This is a genomic window from Paraburkholderia madseniana (assembly GCF_009690905.1).
Taxonomy (GTDB): domain Bacteria; phylum Pseudomonadota; class Gammaproteobacteria; order Burkholderiales; family Burkholderiaceae; genus Paraburkholderia; species Paraburkholderia madseniana.
In genome coordinates this window covers 1-17,024 of record NZ_VOSW01000057.1, presented here as the reverse complement: position 1 = coordinate 17,024, position 17,024 = coordinate 1, and the positions used below count along the sequence as shown (strand labels likewise).

Here is a 17,024-nt window from a genome sequence, read left to right as displayed (position 1 = left end):
AACTGCGCCGCCTTTGTACGGCGTATCGACACGGTCCTGCCACGTGTATTCGTGCACGCCAGGACCGCGCTGGCGTTCACTTGCGAGCGCCTTGGGGCGCATCTCCACTAACCTGCGTCTGTATGCCTTTTTCGCGCAGGGATTTTGAATGTGTTTTAATTAGTCTGCGAATTGAACTATTGCGCGCCGCTGCCGGCGCGCCAACGAATGAACGCAGGCATTGCAGACGGGCGCCGCATCATCTATTACAGCGACGCAACCAGCAGGACATACCAGACGGTTCCGCCGACGCCTGCGCGCCGGTGGAGTGCGGCGCGTCCCGGCCGCAAGATGCGTCTTGCGTTCCTGCTTGGTTTCACCGCGATATTCGCCTTGCGCGTCGGTGAAGTCCAGGCTCAGGATTCAGCGATGCTCGACGAGCGCGTCACGCAGGAGTCGGTCGGTGAAACGATTTGCCGACCCGGCTATGCGGACACGGTTGCACCACCGTTCGACGAATTGATGGCCCACAAGGACCGCATGCTTGCCGCGCGCGGCATCGCTGCCGACAACGGTCCCGCTTTCGCGCTGGACAGGCGCGTGCCCATTGTGCTCGGCGGCTCGCCGAACGCACCCGCCAATCTCGATCTTCTGCCGTGGGCAGGCCAGCAGGGCGAGCGTCGCAAGGCGCGCGCCGCGGTCATGCTCAAACGCTGCGTTTGCGAAGGGAAGCTGAGTCTCGCGGAGGCGCAAGCCGCGATTGTCGGTAACTGGTCGGTGGTCTATTCGGGCTTTAGCCAGACGTCTTGCGATGTGAGCCGTCTCGATGTCGCAACCGGCGACAGCAATGGACGAGGCGACGGTCGCGACAGCGCGCCATGAGGCCGCCTGTCTCCGACGGCGTCGACGCTTCGTCCGCGGTGCTGGTTCACGTGCCGTAAGGCAAGAATGCATGGTGGGTGAGCGCGCCGAACGTGCAAGCGGCGGACTGATCCCGACGATCAGCCCGCCCTTTGCGCACGTCCCCCGCAGGATGCCGGTGGCGATAAATGTCGCTGTCCGGTGCGGCCCGATTTTTGCGTCCAGCGTCCGCGTCTGGTGCGTGTACCGGGCCTGCACCACTGAATGAACATGTGTTTTGCTATTTTTATCGCTGCTTATTCAGGTACAGTGCATTAACGGAAGTTTTTTAGGTCCGTTTTTACGACATTGTGTCGCATCGCTTTTGTTGTCGATTGTGGCTATCCTGAAAACAGGACGAAATTCGAAGGGGAGATTTAAATGATTGCCTTCTATCTGACATTGGCTGCTGTGGGTGCGGCCGGCGCCGCCTTGATCCGCCAACTCGCGGCTGCTCAGGCGAAACAGCGTGCAGCGCTGCGCCCGGTGCGAGTGCAGGCTGCGGATCGCAGCGCGCGCCGAGGGTAGGCGGCATGAACCTGATCGTGCGCAATATCGCGGAATCGTGCAGCGAGCAGGAAGTGCGGGAATTCCTCAAGCGTGAGCTTGGGCATTACGCGAAACACGTCGAGGTGGTCGACGCCGGAAAACCCAGCGCCTACGCTACTGTCGAGTTAAACGCGGAAGTGCCGTATGTGGGCGAGGTGATCGCGCGGCAGATTCACGGCAAGCATTTGGGCGGCCTGACGCTCGAGGCCAGTGCTGATCTGTTTAGTGACGACACACCGCCTGCTCACTGAGTCTGTCGCAACCGCGTTTGCCGATTGCTTCGAATGCGCCGCGTGGGGAGAACGCGCTGCGTCAGGCGCCAATTCCTGACGGGCATCCCCGCGCATTCTGGTTGTTACTTCCCTTTTCTTTACTTCCCTTTTCTCATTCCCCGCCTGTCTTCACTGGCCAATCGAACGGCGTGTAGGGCAGCGCCCGCTTGTGCCGCGTGACGTCATAGAAGCGCAGGACCGTTGCGCGCGCCGCGTCGCTCACCGGTCTGCCTTCCAGAAAGTCGTCGATATCATCGTAAGGGATGCCGTATGCGTCTTCGTCCGGTCGTTGTGGGCGCAACATTTCCAGGTCGGCGGTCGGCACCTTGTGCGCCAGCGATTCGGGTGCGCCCAAGGCTTTGGACAGTGCCCGCACACGACGTTTGTTCAGGCCGGTGAGCGGCAGCACATCGGCGCCGCCGTCGCCGAACTTCGTGAAAAATCCCATCACCGATTCGGCCGCGTGATCCGTGCCGATCACCACGCCGGCCCGTGCGCTGGCTACCGCGTATTGCGCGATCATTCGCTGGCGTGCCTTGATATTGCCGTGGACGAAATCCTGCTGAGAGTCGTCGTTAAATCGCACACTGCTGTTATCCAGTGCGGCGAGCATTGCATCGGCGGCGGGTTTGATATCGATGGTGAGATTTTCGTCCGCGCGAATGAAGCTCAAAGCCTGCTGCGCGTCGGCTTCATCTTTTTGCACGCCGTAGGGCAAACGGATCGCGACGAAACGCGCGTCGTAATGTTCGGCGCGCAGCCGCTCGACCGCGAGTTGTGCAAGCCGACCGGCGGTAGTCGAATCGACGCCGCCGCTGATGCCGAGCACGTAAGTTTTCAGGCCGTTGCTGCGCAGATAGTTCGCCAGAAAGGCGACCCGGCGCTCGATTTCCTGTGCGGCGTCGAACTCGGCGGCGACATGCATTTCCGCTGCGATGCTTGCCTGGCGTGCGGCTGGGTCCTGTTGCGTCATGTTCCTCTTTCCTCCATGTGCGTAACGCGAGTGTCAACCATGAACGCTCGCGCGGATTGCTCGAGCGACCGGTCCACGAACGAGCCGATTCTGCGAGCATGTCGTGACGAATCGGTTTCGCGGTTTTATCGCGGATTGGCTTTCAATTCACTTTGCGCTGCTTTTAAAACCGCGGCCCAGAGCGTCGAATATCGGTTGTTAATACGGTGATATGGGTGAATTAGCCGAGTCTTCATCGACAGATGCCAATGTGCTTAGTAACATCCTCGTTCCGAGCGCCGCCGTGAGCCGGCGAGCAATCAATAATAATCAGGTTTGCTCAAATACGCGATGAACTACCCCAATTGGCCTCGCCAGCCTGCACCGGACCGCAGTACTTCCGCATCGGTAGATCGTCGAAGCGAAGTGGTGTGTATGTCGGATTTACGCTTCGTGCCGAGTTTCGCGCGCGCCGTTGGTTCAGTGCGCTATCTGGCGCGCGTGTTTGCGGCTGTCTTTTGCGCGGCGTCATGTGGCGCCGCTATCGCGGCGTCGGGCACGGCTTCGGCTTCGGGCGCCACGTCCGCCCGACCATCGGCATCCGCAGTGGCGAACCACCCGGCGCGCGCGGTCGACGCGTCGGCCGTTGCCGCGCCCGGTGCGGCCGGCGTGGTCGACCCGCGTCGCGCGTTTCTGCTGCGTGACGTGTTCGCGCAAGACGTCACGCGTCGGTTGAAAGTGCCGGCCGCGGAGCAGCGCGCCTATGCCGACCGTCTGCAAACGGCGCTCGGCGAGCACATGTTCGGCAACCTGTCGGGCGAATATGTCGTGGTGGTCGATCGCAACACCAACGTGCAGGCGCTGTTCATCTATTTCCGGGCAACGCCGTCCGACAACTGGCAGATGATCGGCGCGTCGCCGGTCTCAACGGGCAGGCCTGGCGAGTACGACCACTTCATCACGCCGCTCGGCGTGTTCGAACATACGCCGTCCAACATGGACTTTCGCTCCGAAGGCACGCTGAACGAGAACCACATCCGCGGCTACGGCAAGCGCGACATGCGGATCTTCGACCTCGGCTGGGCGCAGGGCGAACGGGGTTGGGGCAAGGGTGGCATGTCGCAGATGCGTTTCCAGATGCACGCCACCGATCCGGACCGGCTCGAGCCGCTGCTCGGTATTCGTCATTCGAAGGGCTGCGTGCGGATTCCTGCTTCGCTCAATGCGTTTATCGACCACTACGGCATTCTCGACGCTGAATATGTCGCGCTCGTCGAGTCCGGCAAATCGCTGTGGGTATTGAAAAGCGATCGCCAGGTGACGCCGTGGGCGGGGCGCTACATCGTCGTGGTGGATTCGGCGCGCAAGAGCCGCCCGGCCTGGGCGCCGGCCCCGGGAAGCAAGGTGCGCGCGAAAGTGCCGGCCGGCGCCGACACAGCGGATTAGGCGGCGGGTTAAGCGGCGGGCGAGGGTACTGAGCCGATATCGAACTGCCGGGATGCAAGACGCGCGTCTTGTTCGAAGCTGCAATCATCACCACATCAGCAATACCGTCCCCGCGCCAAGTACTCCGCCGCACACCGCGCACGCCCACAGCAGCACACGCGTGCGCCGATATTCACGGCTGATATCCAGCATCAACTGCGCATTCTGCTGCGGGGTGCGGGCGCGATCGTGCTCATGCTGCAGATAGCGCACGGCCAGTTGCGGCACGCGCGGCAGCATATGCGCCAAATGCGGCAACTCGCGCGAGATGCGCTTGATCCAGCCGCGGTGATCCATGTCGCGCCGCGCTATGCCCGCCAGCACGCCGCGTGTGACATTCCACGTATCGACGCCTGGATGCAGCGCACGCGCGAGCATTTCCGCCTGCTGGAACGAGCGCTGGGCGGTGGCGAGCCGCCCGGACACGGCGCCGTCGAACGGATGCACGGCGTGCAGCAGATGATGAAAGAGCGAACCCGCCGAGCGGTCCTCCGGCGCGGCTGCGAAGTGCGCTTCGGCGCGCGTGCGCAACTCGGCTTCGAGCATCTCCTTGCGCGTGTCGTCGGACACATGACCGGCGTCGCGATGCAGTTCGGCGAGCCGGCCGTAGTCCTGGTCGAAGAGGGCAGTCGCGCCGTGTACGAAGAATTCGCGCTCGCCGGTCGACAGACTCGACATGATCGAAAACTCCGCCAGCACGAGGCGTCCCAGCGTGTCCGGTTCGATGCTCACGCGCACCTTGCGCGCATCGAGCGTCGCGTGAAAAAAGCCGTGCTCGAATGCCTGTTCAGTCACCACCTCGACGATATGTGCAGCCAGCGGCGCAAGCTTGACGTGATGCAAATGCAGGCCGGGCAGGTCGCTGGCGGCCAAGGTGCTGACGCGTTGCATCGTCAGCGTCTGGTTGGTGCACAGGTCCCAGATCACGACCGGCACGACGATGCGCCGGTCGCCGTCGAAGTGATGGCCGGTCTGGCTCAGATTGGCGGCTTCGGCGCGCAGGTCGAAACGGCGCTGGATGTCGTCGGTGAAGGTCTGCGCCAACGTCCGCAGTTGCAGGCGGCGGGCCGAGCCGGAAAGTTTCTCCAGCCAGCGCGCGACCCAGCGCAGAAGCGCGAGTTCGTCGCCGATCTGTTGCAACTGATCGGCGCGCACCAGCTTGATGGCCACTTCGCTATGGCCGTTGACCGGCACGATAAGCCGCGCGAAGTGCGTCTGTTCGGCAAAGCCGCCGCGCACCGGCACCAGATCGACTGCACTGAAGATCGTGGCGAGCGGCCGGCCGAATGCGCGTGCCAAAGCCTGTTCGGATTCCTGCGGCGGCAGCGGGGCTTCGAGATGATCAATTGCGTCGATGGCATCGTGCAGGGTGCCGGTCGCGAGTTCGGGCCGGTCGACCAGGGTCTGCGCGAAGCGGCTTGCGAGCGGCCCGAGCGCGGGCAGCACGCCGTGCAGGCTCGCGCCGCTGCGCCCGGCCGCGTGCACGCGGCCGATCAGCTCGATCATCCAGTGCAGTTTGTGGTCGGATGGGGCGGCAAGCCAGAGCAGGCGTGCGCCATAACGCAACGCGTGGAACAGCAGCAGTAAACGGCGAAACAGTGGCGGCATCGGCAGTTCGGTTGACGGACTACGCGGCTTCGACAGGCGTCGGCGCGCGGCCAAGGCGTTCAGGTTAGCAGGTAAGCGCCGTAAGAGGAGCATCCCCGCGCCACGCGTAATACAATACCGCGGCCTTCTCCAATCGTGGCGAAACCCAAGCGTGCCGGCTCCCGGCCTCCAATAGATGCTCGCAGAACAACGTCACCAATACATCCTGGCGCAAGTCGCCAAAACCGGCGCGCTCTCGGTCGCTGAACTGGTGCGCGAACTGAATGTGTCGCGCGAGACGATCCGCCGCGATCTGAATGCACTGGCCGGGCGCGGTCTGCTCGTCACGACCCACGGCGGCGCGCTATCCAGCGACCGGCGCGAGCCCGACCTCGATACGCGAGAAGGCGCCAACGCCGGCGCCAAGCGGGCCATCGGCGAACGCGCGGCCGAGTTCGTGCCGGACGGCGCCTCGCTGATCATCGATTCGGGCAGCACCACCCAGGCGGTGGCCCGGGCGCTGCTCGACCGGCATCGCCTGTCGGTCTATACGAACGATTGGCGCATCGCGCTGCTGCTTGGCCGCCGCAACGATAACCGCGTGACGCTGCTCGGCGGCGAACTGTCGGATATCGAAGACGCCACTTTCGGCCTCGACACGGTCCATCAGTTGACGCAGTACCACGCCGACTTCGCCTTCATTGGCGCGGGCGGCATTTCGCCGGACGGCTACCTGACCGACTACAGCCGCATGGCCGCCGAAGTGCGCAGCCGTATGATCGCCGCCGCCGACACGGTGGTGGTCGTCGCCGACCACTCGAAGTTCGGGCGCGTGACGCCGGTGCGCATCAACGGTATCGAATCGGCGCGCTATCTGGTCACCGAATTGGCGCCGGAGAAGGCGCTCGGCAAGGCGATCACGGCGCATGGGCCGGAAATCCTGATCGCCTGAGCGGCTGTGCCCACGGAGCACCCGAGCGGCTGGTGGCCTGGGCGCATGAGCGAGCGCCCCACGTACCTGCGCACCACGGCTGCTTCGCGGCATCCACGTCACTTCACTTCACGCGAATCCCGAGCCATTTGAGCGCACGGTCGATCGCGGCCACCGCGTTATGCAGTTCGTTCGCATCGATCGCGCCGATGCAACCCACGCGGAACGTGTCCACTTGCGTCAGCTTGCCCGGATACAGCACGTAACCCGCCTCGCGCACCGCGGCATAGAAGTTTGCAAAATTCCACGCAGGGTCGCGCGGCGCGTAGAACGTGACGATCACCGGCGCCTGCACTTCGGGTTTCAGAAACGGTTCGAAGCCGAGTGCTTTCATGCCACTCACCAACGCCGCACAGTTCTGCGTATAGCGCGCGCCGCGTGCCGCTTGTCCCCCTTCCGCAATGAACTGATCGAGCGCCTGCCGCAAAGCCGCGACCACATGAGTCGGCGGCGTGAAACGCCACTGCGTCGTCTTCTCCATATAGACGTATTGATCGTACAGATCCAGCGCGAGCGACGGCGAGCGTCCTTCGCTCCGCTCCAGCACGCTGCGCCGCACAATCACGAATCCCATGCCCGGCACACCTTCCAGGCATTTGCCGCTCGCCGAGATCAGCGCGTCGATGCCGCCGCGCCGTAAATCGATCGGCAGCGCGCCGAACGAACTCATCGCGTCGACGATCAGACTTTTGCCGTGCCGCTGACACACCGCGGCGATATCGTCGAGCGGATTGAGCAGGCCGGCGCTCGTTTCCAGGTGGACTTGCGCGACGTGAGTGATACGCGAGTCGCGATTCAGGGCGTCTTCGATGGCCGCCGCGCTGACCGGTTCGTCTTCGCGCAGCGTCAGTTCCACATAAGCGATCCCCATTCGCTGCAATATCCGGATCAGACGGGCACAATACGCGCCGTTGTTCGGAACCAGCACGCAGCCTTGACGCGGCACCAGCGTGCCGAGCGCCGCTTCGACCGCGAACGTGCCGCTGCCTTGAAGCGGTACGCATACATAGTCACTTTCACCATGTACGATTTTGACCAGGTCAGCGCACACGCTATGGGTCATACGGTTGAACGCGGCGTCCCACGAACCCCAGTCACGCAGCATCGCCTCGCGGGTTTGCAGCGAAGTGCTCAACGGGCCCGGGGTCAACAGGATCGGATCGTTTCCAGGAATCACAGAGCCTCCGTCATCAGATGAATGTCCGTCGCCCGGGGAGGGTGACGAAAAGATTGATTTGGATATTATTGGCGAATTGTGTCAATTTTTGGAATTCGACAGAATAGTCATGGCGTTGTCATGGAAACCTGTGATCCTTGCCGTGCCCGTTCAGGCATGGCCGGCAGCGCGAGTGTCGTAGATGAGCTGTAAGTCAGGCTGGAGAAGAAGCGGCAAAGTTGTCGGCAATCTGCAATCCGCGCGAATTCGGGCGAAACTGCACGGCAACTGGCTGCGGGCAACACGCAAGCGGCGCGGCGCTACCGCCGTTCAATCACAACAGGTATCGGGATATCCCGACCGTCTGGTTTTTTGCCTTTCGGAGAGAGCGACATGACAAAGACGAATTCCCTTCACGCCACGGCTGGCCTCGCACGCAAGCTGTTGCCGGCGCTGATCGCCGCGGCGGCATTCGGCGGCACGGCGATGCAGGCCCATGCGGCTGACGCTGTGGTGCTGTACACCGCCGACGGCCTCGAAAACCTCTATAAGGATGTGCTGCCGGCCTTCGAAAAGAAGGAAGGCGTGAAGGTCAACATCGTCACGGCAGGTAGCGGCGAAGTGGTGAACCGCGCCACCATCGAGAAGGATCAGCCGAAGGCCGACGTGATCGTCACGTTGCCGCCGTTCATCCAGCAAGCCGACCAGAGCGGCCTGCTGCAGGCTTATCAGAGCGCCAACTACAAGAACGTGCCGGCGATCGCCAAGGCGCCGAACGGTTCGTGGGCGACTTTCGTGAACAACTACTTCTCGTTCGCGATCAACCCGGACGTCACCAAGAACCAGCCGAAGACCTTTGCCGACCTGCTGCACCCGGACTACAGCGGCAAGGTCGCCTACTCGAACCCGGCTACGGCTGGCGACGGTATGGCCGTGATCATCCTGACCACGTCGCTGATGGGCGAAGACAAGGCGTTCGACTATCTGAAGAAGCTCGAAGAGAGCGCCAAGTTCCACACCAAGGGCACGGGCTACCTCGACGTGCTGCTCTCGCGTAACGAAATCGCCTTCGCCAACGGCGACCTGCAGATGGATCTGGACGATGCAGCGAACGGCGGTCTGTCGCTCAAGCCGATTTTCCTCGCAGCCAAAGCCGGCGATAAGCCGACCACCTTCCAGTTGCCGTACGCGATCGGCCTGATCAAGAACGGCCCGAATCAGGCAGAAGGCAAGAAGCTGATCGACTACCTGATGTCGACCGACGTGCAAGCCAAGGTGCCGGATATCTTCGGCATCCCGGGCCGCACGGACGTGCCGCTCGCCGGCAAGAACGGCGAAGCAGTCAAGAAGGCGATCGCCGGCGTAACGCTGATCCCGGTGGACTGGACGCAAGTGATGGCGAAGAAGGCTGACTGGACGGCACGCTGGAAGAGCGATGTGATCGGTTCGTCGGGCAAGCAGATCGAAGTCGTCAAGCCGAAGTAAGCCGGACCGTTCGCCATTGAGTCAGGCGGCGCCCTCGCATTCGTGCGGGGCGCCGTATCAGCATTAATCCAGTTGGAGGATGAACCCGGTGAATACGGCCAGTCTTGCTCACCCAGGCGCGCTCGGCGCCTCACCGGACGCGCTCGACGGCGCGCGTTCGAACACGCCGGGCGGCGTGCAGATCGACCATCTGACGGTGCGCTTCGGCACGCGCACCGTGCTCGACGATCTGTCGCTGACCATTCAGCGCGGCGAATTGCTCACCGTGCTCGGCCGCAGCGGTTGTGGCAAGACCACGCTGTTGCGCTTCATCGCCGGGTTCATCGAAGCGGACGGACTGTCGGGCACCTTGACCGTCGCCGGTCACGACCTGACGCACGTGCCGCCGCATAAGCGCAATCTCGGCTTGCTGTTCCAGAGCTATGCGCTGTTCCCGCATTTATCGGTATTCGACAACGTGGCTTTCGGCTTGCGTGCGCGCCGCACGCAGTCGAAGGATGTCGCGCGACGTGTCGCCGACGCGTTGAAGCTCGTGCAACTGGGTGACGCCGGGCATCACATGCCGGCGCAATTATCGGGCGGCATGCAGCAGCGCGTGGCCTTGGCGCGTGCGCTTGTGATCGAGCCCGATGTGTTGTTGCTCGACGAACCGCTTTCCGCACTCGACGCCAATCTGCGTGCCTCGGTGCGTTCCGAACTGAAGGCGCTGCACGAGCGCCTGCCGAATCTGACGATCGTCTGCGTGACGCACGATCAGGACGACGCGCTGGTGCTGTCCGACCGCACGCTGCTGATGCGCGAAGGCCGCATCGCGCAACTCGGCACGCCGCAACAGTTGTACGACACGCCGAACGACGGTTTCGTCGCGCGTTATCTGGGCGCGGCCAATCTGTTGCCGCCGCAGGTCGCATTCGGCATGGACGACGTGCGCTACAACGAGCGCGAGCGGGTGGCCTGTCTGCGTCCGGAAGCGCTGCGTATCGTGCCGCTTGGCGAGGGGCAATTGCATGGCGCGATTACGTCGGTCGAATGGTACGGCGCGGTGTTGTCGGTGTCGGTCGCTCTGGACGCGATGCCTAACGAGCCCGTGCTGGTCACCATGCAGCGTGGCCACGGCATGATGCCGGAGAAGGGCGCGCGTGTTTCCCTGCGTTATGAGGCTGACGATGTCGTCCTTATCAACCCCTGATACCCCAAATTCGATCAGCGAAGCCGCTGCCGATGCCCGCCGCAGCGCGAGCGCGGCCTCGCACACGGCGGCGGTGAAGCGACGCGAACGCGCGGCGCAATGGCATCTTCTGTTCCTTGCGGTGGTCGTGCTGGGTCCGCTGGTGATCTATCCGCTTGTACGTCTGGTGCTGTTGAGCTTCACGGGCCCGCACGGTTTGAGCCTGCAGGCCTACTCGGCGTTTTTCGGCAATCCTGAAACGCGCGGCGTAGTCGGCACCACGCTGTGGATTCTGTGTGTGAGTGCCGGGCTCGCATCGTTGCTCGGTATCGGCCTCGCGTCGCTCTTGTTCTTCAAGCCGTTTCCCGGCGCGCGTATGGTCACGCGATTCCTCGAACTGTTCGTCGCGTTCCCGTCGTTTCTGGTCGCGTTCACGCTGATCTTTCTGTACGGCTCGCAAGGCTCGGTCAGCATCGCCTTGCAGCAGCTTTTTCATCTCGAGGCGCCGCCGCTCAATTTCCTGTTCGGCGTGGGCGGCGTGATTCTCGCGGAAGTGGTCTTCTACGCGCCGTTTGTCGTGCGTCCTACGCTGGCGTCGTTCGCCACGCTCGACATGCGTCTGATCGAAGCCGCCCGCAGTCTCGGCGCGAGCGGCTGGATGGTTGCATTCAAGGTGATCCTGCCGCTCGCGTGGCCGGGCATCGCCGCGGGCACGATCCTGTGCTTTCTGCTGACCTTGAACGAGTTCGGCATTCTGCTCGTGCTCGGCAGCGCGCATCTGATTACGCTGCCGGTCGCGATCTACAGCTCGGCGACCGTCGACCTGGATCTGCCGACCGCCGCCGCCGGCGCGGTCGTGATGCTGATCATGTCGTTGTCGCTGTACGCGTTGTACCGCCAGGTCAACCGTCGCAAGGTGAAAGGAGCGGGCCATGGCCGTTGAACTCGACCCAACCGTTTTGCCGGTTATGCACAAGAAGGCGCGGCCGGTGCGCCGCAGTCTGCCGGTACGCATACTCGGCAGTCTGTTTCTCGGCTTTGCCGCGTTGCTGTGCTTCTGGCTGTTCGTCCTGCCGGTGCTGGTGGTCGCGCTGTCGAGCGTGGCCGGGCACTGGTCGGGCACGATCCTGCCCGACAGCCTCAGCACGCGCTGGTTCGAGCGCCTCGGCTCCAGCGACTTCGACGCGCTGACGACGAGCCTCGCAATCGGCATGGGCGTTGCCGTGCTCGGCACGATTCTCGGACTGTGGCTGGCACTGGCGCTCGAAGGCCGTGACCGGCGCGGTCTCGGCGCGTTCGTCGACACCATCGCGATGATGCCCAACGGCGTGCCGAGCGTGGTGCTCGGGCTGGCCGTGCTGATCGCGTACCACAAGCGTCCGCTCGATCTGTCGAGCTCGGCGGCCATCGTCGTGTTCGTGCAGCTCGCGCTGGTGCTGCCGTTCTGCTACCGCTGCGCGGCCGCCGCGTTGCGTCCGGAATTGACCATTCTGCGCGAAGCGGCAGCGAGCCTGGGTGCGCCGCCGTCGATGGTGCTGCGCGGCGTCGTGCTGCCGCAACTGGTGCCGGCGATCCGCGCGAGTCTCGCACTCGGCTTCGCGCTCTCGCTCGGCGAACTCGGCGCCACGCTCACGGTGTACCCGCCGGGCTTTGCGACGGTGCCGATCGTGGTGGTTGGGCAAGTGGAGCGCGGGTATTACCTGCCGGCCTCCGCGTTGTCGCTGATTCTGCTGATGGTCTCGCTTGCCGCGCTGCTGCTGATCGCGGCGCGTGTCCCGCGCCGTCGGGTGGACTGACGGGCACCTTCTGATTGTTGTGTTTGCGTGGCGCATGCCAGGCGGCGGGCGCGCAAACACGCAAACACATATCGATGTGGCGAAATTTGTCAAAATGACCGAATATATGCAAACTGCTTCTGTCGATCCGATTGAGGTTGTGCGCAGGCATTCGCTGACGACGCTGGTCCGCGACGAAATCGAACGGCACATCATCGAAGGTGCGCTCGCACCCGGCGACAAACTCAACGAAGCCGACTGGGCCGCGCGTCTGCAAGTGTCGCGCGGGCCGGTGCGCGAGGCGTTTCGCGCGCTGGAGCAAGCGGGCCTCGTGCGCACCGAAAAAAACCGCGGCGTGTTCGTGCGAACGGTGTCGCTGGCTGAAGCGGACGAGATTTATGCGGTGCGCGCGGTGCTTGAGGAAGCGGCGTGCCGGATGCTGGCTTCGCGTATCGATGCGCAGAAGCTTGCGGTGTTGCGCGAGTGGCTCGACGCGATGCGCGCCGCGCTCGATGCGCAGGATCACGATGCCTACGCGCGCGCCAACGTGGCGTTTCACGACGCGATCGTGGCGGCGTCGGGCAATGTGAAGCTATATGAGACATATCGAAGGCTGGTGAGCGAGTTGAGTCTGTTTCGCCGCGCCGCGCTGGTGGTGCATGCCGACGCGATGGAGCGCTCGCTCGCCGAACATCGTGCGATTCTGACGGCGCTGGCCTCGCGCGATGCCGAACATGCCGCGGCGCTGATGCATGCGCATGTGAACGGCGGCCTGCAGCGCGCGCGTGAGGCGTGCGAACCGGCGGGGTCGTTGGGCGCGGTGCAGATGTCGGCGGCATCGAACGATTGAGGCTGGCTGCAACGGATTGACCAGAGCACGCGTGCTCTCAACGGATGGAAGGTAATGATGGCAAACGCAAGCGAACGTACGATCGAAGTCAACGGCCGCAGTTACCGGCTGCCCTCGCAACCGACGGTCGTAGTGTGCGTCGACGGCTGCGAATACGATTACCTCGAAGCCGCGGTCGCGGCGGGCGTCGCGCCTTTCATCGGCAAGATGCTCAAGGGCGGCGCGGCCTTCAAGGGCGATTGTGTGATTCCGTCGTTCACCAACCCGAATAATCTCTCGATCGTGTGCGGTGTGCCGCCCTCGGTTCACGGCATTTGCGGCAACTACTTCTGGGACCCGGACGCGAACGGCGGCGAAGGCGCGGAAGTGATGATGAACGATCCGGCCTATCTACGCGCGGGGACCTTGCTGGCTGCCGCGGCGGACGCAGGCGCGGCGGTCGCCGTGGTCACCGCGAAAGACAAGCTGCGCCGGCTGCTCGGCTGGCAATTGGAGGGCATTTGCTTCTCGGCGGAAAAAGCCGACAAGGTGACGCGCGAAGAAAACGGCATCGATGAAGTACTCGATCTGGTCGGCTTGCCGGTGCCGGATGTATATAGCGCGGGCTTGTCCGAGTTCGTGTTCGCCGCCGGCGTGCGGCTTGCTGAAACCCGCAAGCTCGACCTGATGTATCTGTCGACCACCGATTACATCCAGCACAAATGGGCGCCGGGCACCGAAGGCGCGAATGCGTTTTACGCGATGATGGACGGCTACCTCGCCAAGCTCGACGCGCTCGGCTGGGTGATCGGCCTCACCGCCGACCACGGCATGAACGCCAAGCATGATCCGAAGACCGGCGAGCCGAATGTGATCTATCTGCAGGACGTGCTTGATGAATGGCTTGGTGCTCGCCGCGCCCGTGTCATCTTGCCGATTACCGATCCCTATGTCGTGCATCACGGCGCGCTCGGTTCGTTCGCGACGATTTACTTGCCGCACGATGTGAGCGTTACGCAGGTGATTGAGCGAATCGGCGGATTGCAGGGCATTGAAGTCGTGCTCGACAATCACGCCGCTTGCGAGCGCTTCGAACTGCCGAATGACCGCGTCGGCGATATCGTCGTGGTGAGTACCCGACATGTGGTGCTCGGCACGCGTCGCGATGAGCACGATCTGTCCGGACTGACCGTGCCGTTACGCTCGCACGGCGGCATCTCCGAGCAGGAAGTGCCGTTGCTGTTCAATCGCCGCGTCGAGGGTTTGCCTTCCGGGAAACGGTTGCGCAACTTCGATATCTTCGACGTCGCGTTGAATCACGTGTCGGCATCATGAACGCCGTGCTGCGGGATCATCCGGCATTTCGGGCGGAAACGCTGCGGCTTAAGGGCGAGCACGCGACGCGCTCGCGCACGCTCGATGTGTTCGATCCTTATACAGGGGCGCGGGTGGGCACGGTCCCGTTGGCGAGCATCGACGATGTACGCGCCGCGTTTGAATACGCCGCCGCCTATCAAGCGAAGCTCACGCGCTACGAGCGCTCGCAGATTCTCGAGCGCGCTGCGGCGTTGCTGCGGGAGCGGACCGAGGAGGCCTCGGATCTGATTTCGCTCGAGTCGGGTTTGTCGAAGCAGGATTCGCGCTACGAGATCGGCCGCGTCGCCGATGTGTTCAAGTTCGCCTCGATCGAAGCCCTGCGCGACGACGGGCAGAGTTTTTCCTGCGATCTCACGCCGCATGGCAAGAAGCGTCGGGTGTTTTCGCAGCGTGAGCCGCTGGCGGGTGTGATCGTCGCGATTACGCCGTTCAACCATCCGATGAACCAGGTCGCGCATAAGATTGCGCCGGCTATTGCAACCAATAATCGTGTGGTGCTGAAGCCGTCGGAGAAGGTGCCGTTGTCGGCGTTTTTTCTGGCGGACATTCTTTATGAAGCGGGTTTGCCGGCACCGATGCTGCAAGTGCTGACCGGCGATCCGCGCGAAATCGCCGACGAACTGATTACGCATCCTTTGGCCGATCTCGTCACTTTCACCGGTGGCGTGGCGATCGGCAAATACATTGCGGCGAAGGCGGCTTACCGGCGAGTCGTGCTGGAACTGGGCGGCAACGATCCGCTGATCGTGCTCGAAGACGCCGATCTCGATCGTGCGGCGACACTAGCCGTGCAGGGTTCGTATAAGAACTCCGGGCAGCGGTGTACTGCAGTCAAACGGATGCTGGTGCAGAAGAGCATCGCGGCGGATTTCACCGATCTGGTCGTGGAGAAGACGCGCGCATGGACCTATGGTGATCCATTCGACGCGTCCAATCAGATGGGCACCGTGATCGACGTCGCCGCCGCGCAACTATTCGAGGCGCGTGTGAACGAGGCTGTGGCTAGTGGCGCGCGCTTGCGCATCGGCAATCAGCGCGACGGCGCGCTTTATTCGCCGACGGTGCTCGATGGCGTCGACCCGTCAATGACGCTGGTGCGCGAGGAAACGTTTGGCCCGGTGTCGCCGATCATTACCTTCGATACGCTCGACGACGCTATTCGTATCAGCAATGGGACGCCATTCGGGTTGTCGTCCGGTGTGTGCACGAACCGGCAGGACGCGATCACGCGCTTCATCAATGAATTGCGCGTGGGAACAGTCAACGTGTGGGAAGTGCCGGGATACCGGATCGAGCTGACGCCGTTCGGCGGCATCAAGGATTCCGGGCTTGGCTATAAGGAAGGTGTTCAGGAAGCGATGAAGAGCTTCACCAATCTGAAGACCTTTTCATTACCTTGGGAGTAAGAACGTGGCATTGAGTCTGAACGACATCCGTTCGTTATATGAGCAATACGGCAAGCTCGCCTATAGCGGTGAGCCTGTGACGCAGCTTGAGCATGCGCTGCAAAGCGGCGCACTGGCGGAAGAGGCGGATGCGGACGATGAACTCGTCGCCGCCGCGTTTCTGCACGACCTCGGCCATTTGCTGAATCTGCAAGGCGAAACGCCGACGGAGCGGGGCATCGACGATCTGCATCAGTATTTCGCGCTACCGTTCTTGCGGCCGGTGTTGTCGGACGCGGTGCTGGAGCCGATCCGGTTGCACGTCGACGCCAAGCGCTGTCTCTGCGCAATCGACGATGCGTACTTCGGCCAGCTTTCCGCTGATTCGGTGCGGAGCCTGGAATTGCAAGGCGGCATCTTCAGCAAGGAAGAGGCTGAGGCGTTCCTGCAGAAACCCTACGCGGAAGACGCATTGCGTCTGCGTAAATGGGACGATCGCGCAAAAGAAGAGAACCGTGCGACGCCGGGGCTCGATCATTTTTTGGGCGTAGTCGAGCGCGTGATGCAGAAGCACGTGGCCACCTGAACGAGGTGGTTTTCGGCTGAGCGTCGGGTGAGCTTGTTGTGCCACTCGTTTTCAATTCTCGCGCCATTTCTGGCGCAGTCCATGCGTATCAAAATAACGCTTGCAAGGGGCCGTCCGGCTCGCTAGAATCTCGCTCTTTCGTGCTTCGGACACCGGGGCACGGGGAGCGGGAGAGCCAGTAGTGGCAAGGCTTTGCGCGATGTGAGCGGGTTCAGGAAGTTAGAAAAACCTGTTGACGGCGTAGCGAAAGTTCTTCATAATCTCGTTTCTCTGCTGCTGATGCAGCGACGCAGAACGAAGCGGTGCCGGGTGGTTGTGATGTTGACGACGACGGTGCAGGTTCGGTAGTGAATGCGTAATCGATCTTTAAAAATTAACAGCCGATAAGTGTGGGCGCTTGATGCGCGACGCGCAGTGGATCCTTCGGGGTCTGCCGGAAGCGAAAGTATCAAGTCTCACACGAGTATTAAAGGAAGGTTTTCCTGTCGGGGTGGATTCACGCCGGCAGGTTAATCATTCGTCAGTACGTTGAGTGAGCGACCGGTTCT

General features: G+C 62.7%; 16 protein-coding genes. 13 read left to right on the top strand and 3 right to left on the bottom strand.

The window, feature by feature from the left end; genetic code table 11:
• The first annotated feature begins 207 nt into the window (after positions 1-207).
• The 3 genes from FSO04_RS27115 (at position 208) to FSO04_RS27110 (ending at position 1,679) form a co-directional block, all read left to right on the top strand.
• Complete coding sequence (locus FSO04_RS27115; RefSeq protein ID WP_154564311.1) at positions 208-861, top strand: hypothetical protein; 654 nt, start codon at positions 208-210, stop codon at positions 859-861.
• Positions 862-1,260: 399 nt separating this feature from the next.
• Positions 1,261-1,407: a hypothetical protein gene (locus FSO04_RS46475; RefSeq protein ID WP_166618253.1), complete on the top strand. Its 147-nt coding sequence runs from the start codon at positions 1,261-1,263 to the stop codon at positions 1,405-1,407.
• A 5-nt stretch (positions 1,408-1,412) separates the two neighbouring features.
• Positions 1,413-1,679, top strand: a complete 267-nt coding sequence (locus FSO04_RS27110; protein ID WP_154564309.1) for an RNA-binding protein — start codon at positions 1,413-1,415, stop codon at positions 1,677-1,679.
• A 133-nt stretch (positions 1,680-1,812) separates the two neighbouring features.
• Here the strand turns inward: FSO04_RS27110 and nadE are convergent, their stop codons facing one another.
• On the bottom strand, positions 1,813-2,673 hold the full coding sequence (gene nadE / locus FSO04_RS27105; protein ID WP_154564307.1) for an ammonia-dependent NAD(+) synthetase: 861 nt from the start codon (positions 2,671-2,673) through the stop codon (positions 1,813-1,815).
• A gap of 414 nt (positions 2,674-3,087) precedes the next feature.
• Between nadE and FSO04_RS27100 the strand changes: the two genes are divergently transcribed.
• Positions 3,088-4,098, top strand: a complete 1,011-nt coding sequence (locus FSO04_RS27100; RefSeq protein ID WP_233464995.1) for a L,D-transpeptidase — start codon at positions 3,088-3,090, stop codon at positions 4,096-4,098.
• A gap of 87 nt (positions 4,099-4,185) precedes the next feature.
• Here the strand turns inward: FSO04_RS27100 and FSO04_RS27095 are convergent, their stop codons facing one another.
• Positions 4,186-5,745, bottom strand: a complete 1,560-nt coding sequence (locus FSO04_RS27095; RefSeq protein WP_154564303.1) for an ABC1 kinase family protein — start codon at positions 5,743-5,745, stop codon at positions 4,186-4,188.
• 175 nt (positions 5,746-5,920) lie between these two features.
• Here FSO04_RS27095 and FSO04_RS27090 point away from each other — a divergent pair, with 175 nt between their 5' ends.
• Entirely contained in the window at positions 5,921-6,676 is a 756-nt protein-coding gene (locus FSO04_RS27090; protein WP_154564301.1) for a DeoR/GlpR family DNA-binding transcription regulator, read from the top strand.
• Positions 6,677-6,779: 103 nt separating this feature from the next.
• Here FSO04_RS27090 and FSO04_RS27085 read toward each other — a convergent pair whose 3' ends face one another.
• Positions 6,780-7,889, bottom strand: a complete 1,110-nt coding sequence (locus FSO04_RS27085) for a 2-aminoethylphosphonate--pyruvate transaminase (RefSeq protein WP_168435868.1) — start codon at positions 7,887-7,889, stop codon at positions 6,780-6,782.
• Positions 7,890-8,264: 375 nt separating this feature from the next.
• Here FSO04_RS27085 and phnS point away from each other — a divergent pair, with 375 nt between their 5' ends.
• The 8 genes from phnS to FSO04_RS27045 all read left to right on the top strand — a co-directional run bounded on the left by phnS (position 8,265) and on the right by FSO04_RS27045 (position 16,476).
• Complete coding sequence (phnS, locus tag FSO04_RS27080) at positions 8,265-9,356, top strand: 2-aminoethylphosphonate ABC transporter substrate-binding protein (protein ID WP_154564299.1); 1,092 nt, start codon at positions 8,265-8,267, stop codon at positions 9,354-9,356.
• An 88-nt stretch (positions 9,357-9,444) separates the two neighbouring features.
• Positions 9,445-10,545, top strand: coding sequence for a 2-aminoethylphosphonate ABC transport system ATP-binding subunit PhnT (gene phnT, locus FSO04_RS27075; protein ID WP_054039278.1), 1,101 nt, complete (start codon positions 9,445-9,447; stop codon positions 10,543-10,545).
• On the top strand, positions 10,523-11,467 hold the full coding sequence (locus FSO04_RS27070; protein WP_154564295.1) for a 2-aminoethylphosphonate ABC transporter permease subunit: 945 nt from the start codon (positions 10,523-10,525) through the stop codon (positions 11,465-11,467). Before phnT ends, FSO04_RS27070 begins: the two co-directional genes overlap by 23 nt.
• Positions 11,457-12,320, top strand: a complete 864-nt coding sequence (phnV, locus tag FSO04_RS27065; RefSeq protein ID WP_154564293.1) for a 2-aminoethylphosphonate ABC transport system, membrane component PhnV — start codon at positions 11,457-11,459, stop codon at positions 12,318-12,320. The genes FSO04_RS27070 and phnV overlap by 11 nt, the downstream gene beginning before the upstream one ends.
• A 94-nt stretch (positions 12,321-12,414) precedes the next feature.
• Positions 12,415-13,149: a phosphonate utilization associated transcriptional regulator gene (locus FSO04_RS27060; protein WP_154564291.1), complete on the top strand. Its 735-nt coding sequence runs from the start codon at positions 12,415-12,417 to the stop codon at positions 13,147-13,149.
• A 57-nt stretch (positions 13,150-13,206) separates the two neighbouring features.
• Positions 13,207-14,463 carry a phosphonoacetate hydrolase gene (gene phnA / locus FSO04_RS27055; RefSeq protein ID WP_154564289.1) on the top strand — a complete coding sequence of 419 codons (1,257 nt, stop codon included), beginning with the start codon at positions 13,207-13,209 and terminating at the stop codon, positions 14,461-14,463.
• Positions 14,460-15,911: a phosphonoacetaldehyde dehydrogenase gene (phnY, locus tag FSO04_RS27050; protein WP_154564287.1), complete on the top strand. Its 1,452-nt coding sequence runs from the start codon at positions 14,460-14,462 to the stop codon at positions 15,909-15,911. Before phnA ends, phnY begins: the two co-directional genes overlap by 4 nt.
• 4 nt (positions 15,912-15,915) lie before the next feature.
• Complete coding sequence (locus FSO04_RS27045; RefSeq protein WP_168435864.1) at positions 15,916-16,476, top strand: phosphonate degradation HD-domain oxygenase; 561 nt, start codon at positions 15,916-15,918, stop codon at positions 16,474-16,476.
• The last annotated feature ends 548 nt before the right edge of the window (positions 16,477-17,024 follow it).